Genomic DNA, 7644 nt, shown 5'->3' on the forward strand with positions numbered 1-7644 from the left:
CCATACACCGAAGCTGTGGATTTACTCCTTATGGAGTAAGTGGTAGCGGAGCGTTCCGTAAGCCTGTGAAGGGAGACTCGTGAGAGCTCCTGGAGGTATCGGAAGTGAGAATGCTGACATGAGTAACGATAAAGGGAGTGAGAGACTCCCTCGCCGAAAGTCCAAGGGTTCCTGCTTAAAGTTAATCTGAGCAGGGTGAGTCGGCCCCTAAGGCGAGGCCGAAAGGCGTAGTCGATGGGAACCACGTTAATATTCGTGGACCTGTGGGTAGTGACGGATTGCGTATATTGTAAGATCTTATTGGATTGATCTTGCAGTGAAGCAGTTCCAGGAAATAGCTCCCACATATAGACCGTACCCCAAACCGACACAGGTGGACTGGTAGAGAATACTAAGGCGCTTGAGAGAACTACGTTGAAGGAACTCGGCAAATTGCACGCGTAACTTTGGAAGAAGCGTGACCCTTTAGCGGGCAACCGTTAGAGGGTGGCACAGACCAGGGGGTAGCGACTGTTTACCAAAAACACAGGGCTCTGCGAAGTCGCAAGACGACGTATAGGGTCTGACGCCTGCCCGGTGCTGGAAGGTTAAGAGGAGATGTGCAAGCATTGAATTGAAGCCCCAGTAAACGGCGGCCGTAACTATAACGGTCCTAAGGTAGCGAAATTCCTTGTCGGGTAAGTTCCGACCTGCACGAATGGCGTAACGACTTCCCCGCTGTCTCCAACGTAGACTCAGTGAAATTGAATTCCCCGTGAAGATGCGGGGTTCCTGCGGTTAGACGGAAAGACCCCGTGCACCTTTACTATAGCTTTACACTGGCATTTGTGTCTGTATGTGTAGGATAGGTGGTAGACTTTGAAGCAGGGGCGCTAGCTCTTGTGGAGTCATCCTTGAAATACCACCCTTACCGATATGGATGTCTAACCGCAGTCCGTTATCCGGATTCGGGACCGTGTATGGTGGGTAGTTTGACTGGGGCGGTCGCCTCCTAAAGAGTAACGGAGGCGCGCGATGGTAGGCTCAAAACGGTCGGAAATCGTTTGTTGAGTGCAATGGCATAAGCCTGCCTGACTGTGAGACTGACAAGTCGAGCAGAGTCGAAAGACGGTCATAGTGATCCGGTGGTCCCGTGTGGAAGGGCCATCGCTCAACGGATAAAAGGTACGCCGGGGATAACAGGCTGATGACCCCCAAGAGTCCATATCGACGGGGTTGTTTGGCACCTCGATGTCGACTCATCGCATCCTGGGGCTGGAGCAGGTCCCAAGGGTATGGCTGTTCGCCATTTAAAGCGGTACGTGAGTTGGGTTCAGAACGTCGTGAGACAGTTCGGTCCCTATCTGCCGTGGGTGTAGGAATATTGACAGGATCTGTCCCTAGTACGAGAGGACCGGGATGGACGTATCTCTGGTGGACCTGTTGTGGCGCCAGCCGCATAGCAGGGTAGCTATATACGGAAGGGATAACCGCTGAAGGCATCTAAGCGGGAAACCCACCTGAAAACGAGTATTCCCTGAGAACCGTGGTAGACCACCACGTTGATAGGTCAGGTGTGGAAGTGTGGTAACACATGAAGCTTACTGATACTAATCGTTCGATCGACTTGATCGTTCTCATTTCCCATATTCTTTCAAAAATATAAAATTCCAGCTTCTCATCATTCATGCTTTTTGCTGACTTGGTGGTTATGGCGGAGTGAACGCACCCGATCCCATCCCGAACTCGGCCGTGAAACGCTCCAGCGCTGATGGTACTTTGCCTTAAGGCACGGGAGAGTAAGTCGCCGCCAGGTCTGCTAAAGGCATGATAGATAACAATTCAAAAATAAAAATGTAACGATAAATATCAATGCTCAATACTCAGAGTAGACAATAAAAAAATCTTGTCTTAAAATATATGACGCGGGGTGGAGCAGCCCGGTAGCTCGTCAGGCTCATAACCTGAAGGCCGCAGGTTCAAATCCTGCCCCCGCAACCACTTCTTAATCACCACCTACCTTATAATATCAGCAGGGACGTAATAGTAACTTTGCTCTTCTCAATCTAAACAAAGATAGTGTCAAACGAAAGAGATAATATGCTCAATAAGCCTAATTAAAAAAGCTTATAAAATTAAAAAAAATCCATACTATTGTCTCTTTACAAAGTCAGTAATTTACATACATAAGTTCCCCTTTCTGCTACACTTTTCTCATAGAAACTTATCAAAAAAAACTAGAAAAACTAGTTGCTCGTAAAACTACCAATACCTAGGAGCGGCTTTGAAACTGGATCGGATGCCTTCTCATCTCATAAAAGAATGCAATAGGATTAATAAGGGGCATACCCTAATGAAGCAGTGCTAGGCAGAGGCAGGGAGAGAATGCTTTCTTCTCTCTAAACGATAAATCTAAAAGCTCTTCTTAGTACTGCAAAACAAAAATATCATCAATCTCTGAAAATAAAAGCAGGAAAAAACAGGTGTAACGCGTAAACGCATGGAGTAAAATGCTAATCACTCAAAACTCTTCCCACGTACAAAACCCAAATAAGAACTAAGGGGCATGCCTACTAATCATCATGCACCTTCGGAAAGCAAGGGGGGGTAAAAGCCATTAAGCTACGTAATGCTACGCACTTAAAGGGCGCGCAAGGACTAAATCTAAACTCAGATTCTCTTGGATTTTAATATCATCCCTCCCTTTGTTCTATGTGTACCTGTATATCTTCATCCTCAAAACAATCTGCCAACTTTTTGTAACAAAAAACTGTACACAATTCCTTGAACTCCAAACTATCTATATCACTAAATACTAAGGGGGATTTTTACCTAGAAAGCTTTTTGGGGTAGCAAGCCCATGCCTATGATCATTGTAATGATGCAAACCTTTTGCAAACAGTGTTTTAAGAGGGTAAAGTGTTATGTTGATAGCAGAAAGCCTGTAAAGAGAAAATGGCTATGGTATGTAAGAATAGTGCTGTTTTTTATAAGGAGCTGTCTTATTATAAAATTAAGTAGGGTAGGGGAAGAACGTATAGGTACGTAATGCCACGCACTTAAAGGGCGCGCAAGGACTAAATCTAAACTCAGATTCTCTTGGATTTTAATATCATCCCTCCCTTTGTTCTATGTGTACCTGTATATCTTCATCCTCAAAACAATCTGCAACTTTTTGCAACAAAAAACTGTACACAATTCCTTGAACTCCAAACTATCTATACCACTAAATACTAAGGGGGGCGCATAGCTGGCCTAAACTCTCTTTACAGAAAACAAAAAAACAAAACGCTGCATAAGAAAAACTCAAATGCTTGAATTTTTTCTTTCAACGTATGCGCTGATATTTGCTTGCATATCGTCTTAAAAATCCATTTTCCACCAAGATTCGTCTTAATCTCGCAAAATCTAAAGTAAAAAGGCTACATATTTTTGATGTTTCCGTTTCGCGATAGTTTTCCCTATTTTAAATGCTTCTGCAATTTTTGTAAGTATATCTTCTGTTTCTAAATGGCGATCGCTAAAAATTTCCATATTTCGTACATTTTTATCTTCTAGCGCTTGCCATAATTTATCGATTGCTTGAAATCCCTTTGTTGTGTTTTGAATAAGACCAAGGTTTAAAAGGCGATTAATAGATTTGTGAATGTTTTTGGTCTCTGAATTGACAAGTTTGAGGATATCAGAAAGAATTTTAGCACCAAGTATAATAACAGTATAGACAGCGCGTAGTGTCGGTGAGGTCATGGCAGAAATGAGCGAATTATAAGAAAAATGCTTTGGCTGTGTTGCACATGGATATCAATAGAATATTATTCGTGCAGAATGTAGCTACCTTACGCTTGTCTATCCCATAATCCTTTAAGCTATGAGACAATTTGCAACGGCGTTTACAGAGCAATCTTTAAAGACCGTTTTGAGCTTTTTTGCCGCAGAGTGTGTTACAAAATCATAATTGAGCCATTTATGGCGAAGTGTTTTGAGTGCTCTTGTTGTGCCACCGGTTGCAAAAACTATATGTGACATGGAAGCTGCTTATTTTTTCGTTTGCATGAGGCAAAGGCAAGAAGCAAAGGCGGAGGCACCAACAATCATGCAAAAGGTGAAAGCGATATGATTGTTGAAATGGCTGATAATCCATCCACTTGTCCATGAGCCGGCGGCTTGGCCAATATTTGAAATAACAAGAATATAACTGAAAAGAACACTGGCAGAGAGGGATGGGGTTGTTTTCCCTGCTTGATAGTATATTTCTGGAATCATGACAGATTCATAGACACTGTAGGCAATTAATGCAGTCACAGCGGTAAAGACCCCACCCATGAGGAAAAATGAGGAGAAACTTCCCATAAGCCATAATAGGTAGAAAGTTGATTTATCGGAAAGGCTGAGATGTTTATTGATTATTCCTTGCCAGATACAAATACTGATGCCAACAATTGAAAAGAAAATTCCACTATAAGGGGCGAGATTGCTGTCAAATTTACTGAGAAGTGTTGTGGTGGTGATGAAAATTCCCATGAGGAATGCACAAAGCAAAGCCGTGACCAGCAAATAAGCAATAGAACGATTATGTATTATTGTTTTTAAAGAAGAAAGAAGAGCTTTTTTTGTTTTTTTATTCTTTTCAAGAGATAATGTTTTATGCGGGTAATGATAAACAATTTGAATGGATAGAACACAAAGATACAAACCAATGAGTGCAAAAAAAGCCATTAAGAAGGTTGATGCGTTGTATTTTATGGCACTCGTTGCAACAAGAGGGGCGATAACGACAGCAGCATTTTGAAAAAAAGAATAGAGAGTTAATGCGCGTTTAAGAGCATTTTCATTGAGATGTTCTGATAAAATTTCTCTCAAAAATGGCTTTGAAATTGCTTTCGAAAAAGCCATTAAGGTAAAAAAGATCAACCATGCAGAAGGTGTGAGCGATAGGATAATGCACACAAAAGCGCTACTCCTTAAAATAAAGGCGGTAGCCATTAAGAGTTTACGCGAAAATCTTTCTAATAAACCTGTTGTGGTTACCATGAGAATGCTTTCAAGGATTACCGATCCAGCGAGATAAAAAGCAACATTGGCAGCAGTTATGAGAGAAGAGTTTCCAAGCAGAGGGAGTACAAAGAAAAAGGAAAATTCAGAAAGAAAAACTGTGCTATAGATGAAAAAAGGAATTTTATTTTTGCCCATGGAATTTCCATAGAAGTGTTGTTAAATGATCAAAGACATTTTGTTGTATCTTTTGAGGAAGTTTTGCCAGCCCTATTTCTGCTGTGCACATTTCGTTGAAATAGTATCTTTCTTGATTCACTAGCCAGTCCAATGCAAGAATATTGTTTTTTCTACGATGTTTTTAGAAATATCGAGCATGATTTGGATTGAGCAACAACACTGTGCCCGGATGTTCGCGCAACAATCGTAAGATCATTGAGACCTTGATCCTATATCTTCTCCTGATGGTTTTGACTATTTCTAATTCTTTTTGATAACCACCCAATCCTTTTTGATAACCAATTGGCATCCCGCACTCTTGTTCCTCCCCATTGCATCTCTTGCGAAGAGGGCACGCTAATCTCATCTCCATAGATTGTCAACATATGAATGGGATGAATGATTTTGTAACCTTTTAATGAAATTATATTTTTTTAGTGGAAGGTTATTCATTCTCTTGAAATAGAGAAGAAAAACGATAGCGTTCGCTAATCATTTTTCAATTCTCTTTTAGCGCATGCGTTGATATTTTCCTCCATGGCGTTGTAAAAAACCTCTCTCAACAAGAGTGCGTCGTAATCGGGCAAAGTCTATCGTAAAGAGGTTGCATATCTTGGAAACTTCCGTTTCGCTATAGATTTTTTCCTTCTGAAAGGCTTCACCAATTTTTGATAGCATTTCTTCTGTTTCTAAATGGCGGTCGCTTAAATTTTCCCTATTCCGCTCATGTTTATTTTCTAGCATTTTCCACACTGTCTCTTCGGCTTGAAATCCTTCTGTTGTGTTGTGAATAAGTCCGAGATTCAAAAGGCGATTGATGGATTTGTGAATGTTTTTGGCATCTGAATCGACATGTTTGAGGATATCAGTAAGATTTTTTGCACCAAGGATAATGGCGGCATAAACAGTACGCAGTGTCGGTGACGTCATGGCAGAGATCAGTGAATTGCGGGTATTGCGTTTGTGAAGGGTTTCTTTCCCCATGGGCAAAAGATCATTGCGAATGGGAATTTCATTGATTTCTATGAGTTCTGCTTGTAGCGATTGTGCGCGTACAATTTGTTCGGCTGGGGTGCGTTTGCGAATAATCCCCAGACCACCCTGGCGATATTTGTGGTTTTCGGGGAGTGTTAAAGCTTCATAGGAGCCATCAAGCCGGTAGAGAATTTCTTCCCAGATGGGAGTTCTGACACGTCGCACCCGCTGTGCCCCATTGAGAGCAACCGTTGTTGTCATTGTTGGTTCATGCAGACATAGATAACCACCCGCGGTGATGTGTTCCCAAAGGGTTATAACAAATCGCACATCATCTGCTGGGGTTCCAGCATCAAGCCAAGCAAAATCTATTGGTCCCCAAGATTTGAGGGTGCTTTCATCGAGAGAGAAGAAATTCTCATGGATAAATGTTACAGTATCTTTTTCAATACCGCTTTGAAGCAGTTCTTGCCATGCTTCTTCGGCTGATTGACCTTCGACTGTAAAATCATCAATGGTGATAAGCCGAGGTTCGTAATTCTCAAGGATTCCTGAAGGATCAAGCAAAGTTGTGCGCTCTTCCCAGGTGGAAGATTCTAAAAGTTTTTTATCTTGTTGCCATGATAATTTCGCTTTTTGAAGTGCTTTTGCGATAAAGCACGTACTATCACCAGCACCGATTTCAATGACTGTGCGTGGTCTTGCCATTTGAATAAGCGCATAAATGAGCTGTGCACTATTTTCTGTTCCCATGCCAGGTCTTATCAGCTGCATCTTTTTATCCTTATAATTTTACCAATCGTAGCATTCCTGCTTTTATAAAAAACTTTATTGAATCCTCTAGCGGATATTGAATACGTATTGGTGTGGTGGCTTGCTTCAAGAGATGTTTTGTTTTTTCATGAAGCCGGATTGTACGCCCATTGAGTTGATTAATGGCAAGACTGCCAAGAGAAGAATCTATGATAATACATGTTGGCTCTCGTAAAAGAGCGGTTGCATCATTTTCTGAAAATGCTTTTTGATCTGTTTCGATGAGACCGTGTTGTAAAAGTGATATCAAAAGACTTCCAGAGGCAAGAAGAGTATCATTGAATTGTATTTCCCTCAGTGATTGGACAAGGCAGCCTTCACGAAGTGCTTCAAATGTGGGAAAGTCGAATCCGCCAAATGCCGCTCCTTTTATAGAAACAATGGTGATGGGTTGTATTTGCCGTTTGCCAATGAGTGCTGGTTTGTTTTTTATTATTTGTACATCTTTTGCCCATTGAACGTGTGATAAAGGATTAAGTTCACTTGGGTAGACAGCGAAAGAATTGATGGCTATGGGCGGCGTTGGTTTTTGCAATTCAAGTATGTGGGAGCTCTCATAACAATCATGTCGCATATAGTTTGCCAGTTGCCACACGTAGCCGCCTGTTCCATTGTAAAAGTTTAAGCCTATAGGGTCTTGTTGCATGATGTTATCGTTTTTTTTTT

The 7644-nt window shown here is 41.7% G+C and carries 6 protein-coding genes, 1 tRNA gene and 2 rRNA genes (1 of these 9 cut by a window edge); 3 read left to right on the forward strand and 6 right to left on the reverse strand.

Annotated features, from left to right (window positions below; all coding sequences use genetic code 11):
• The 3 genes from ACFIMK_RS00265 to ACFIMK_RS00275 all read left to right on the forward strand — a co-directional run.
• Positions 1–1614: ribosomal RNA gene (locus ACFIMK_RS00265) — 23S ribosomal RNA — on the forward strand; it begins 1201 nt to the left of the window's first position.
• A 66-nt stretch (positions 1615–1680) separates the two neighbouring features.
• Positions 1681–1795 (forward strand): 5S ribosomal RNA (gene rrf, locus ACFIMK_RS00270).
• Between the two features lie 108 nt (positions 1796–1903).
• Positions 1904–1980: transfer RNA gene (locus ACFIMK_RS00275), tRNA-Met, on the forward strand.
• A 1327-nt stretch (positions 1981–3307) separates the two neighbouring features.
• Here ACFIMK_RS00275 and ACFIMK_RS00280 read toward each other — a convergent pair.
• From ACFIMK_RS00280 to ACFIMK_RS00305, 6 genes are all read right to left on the reverse strand, one after another.
• On the reverse strand, positions 3308–3409 hold the full coding sequence (locus ACFIMK_RS00280; RefSeq protein ID WP_375612583.1) for a DUF2087 domain-containing protein: 102 nt from the start codon (positions 3407–3409) through the stop codon (positions 3308–3310).
• Positions 3388–3726, reverse strand: coding sequence for a hypothetical protein (locus tag ACFIMK_RS00285; RefSeq protein WP_375612582.1), 339 nt, complete (start codon positions 3724–3726; stop codon positions 3388–3390). The genes ACFIMK_RS00280 and ACFIMK_RS00285 overlap by 22 nt, the downstream gene beginning before the upstream one ends.
• Positions 3727–3840: 114 nt before the next feature.
• A complete protein-coding gene (locus ACFIMK_RS00290) occupies positions 3841–4005 on the reverse strand; it encodes a hypothetical protein (protein ID WP_375681550.1) in 165 nt (54 codons plus the stop codon).
• Positions 4006–4014: 9 nt separating this feature from the next.
• Positions 4015–5169: an MFS transporter gene (locus tag ACFIMK_RS00295; protein WP_375627878.1), complete on the reverse strand. Its 1155-nt coding sequence runs from the start codon at positions 5167–5169 to the stop codon at positions 4015–4017.
• 531 nt (positions 5170–5700) lie between these two features.
• Entirely contained in the window at positions 5701–6939 is a 1239-nt protein-coding gene (locus tag ACFIMK_RS00300; protein WP_375638866.1) for a DUF2087 domain-containing protein, read from the reverse strand.
• 10 nt (positions 6940–6949) lie between these two features.
• Positions 6950–7644, reverse strand: a 695-nt coding sequence (locus tag ACFIMK_RS00305) for a hypothetical protein (protein WP_375682855.1), incomplete at its 5' end; no start/stop codon positions are given.

The sequence above is a fragment of the Bartonella sp. AP280QHHD genome (genome assembly GCF_042196125.1).
Lineage (GTDB): Bacteria > Pseudomonadota > Alphaproteobacteria > Rhizobiales > Rhizobiaceae > Bartonella.

Coding starts and splice junctions, on each gene's coding strand:
- ACFIMK_RS00290 (WP_375681550.1), bottom strand. CDS start 4,005: ATGTCACATATAGTTTTTGCAACCGGTGGCACAACAAGAGCACTCAAA.
- ACFIMK_RS00300 (WP_375638866.1), bottom strand. CDS start 6,939: ATGCAGCTGATAAGACCTGGCATGGGAACAGAAAATAGTGCACAGCTC.
- ACFIMK_RS00295 (WP_375627878.1), bottom strand. CDS start 5,169: ATGGGCAAAAATAAAATTCCTTTTTTCATCTATAGCACAGTTTTTCTT.
- ACFIMK_RS00285 (WP_375612582.1), bottom strand. CDS start 3,726: ATGACCTCACCGACACTACGCGCTGTCTATACTGTTATTATACTTGGT.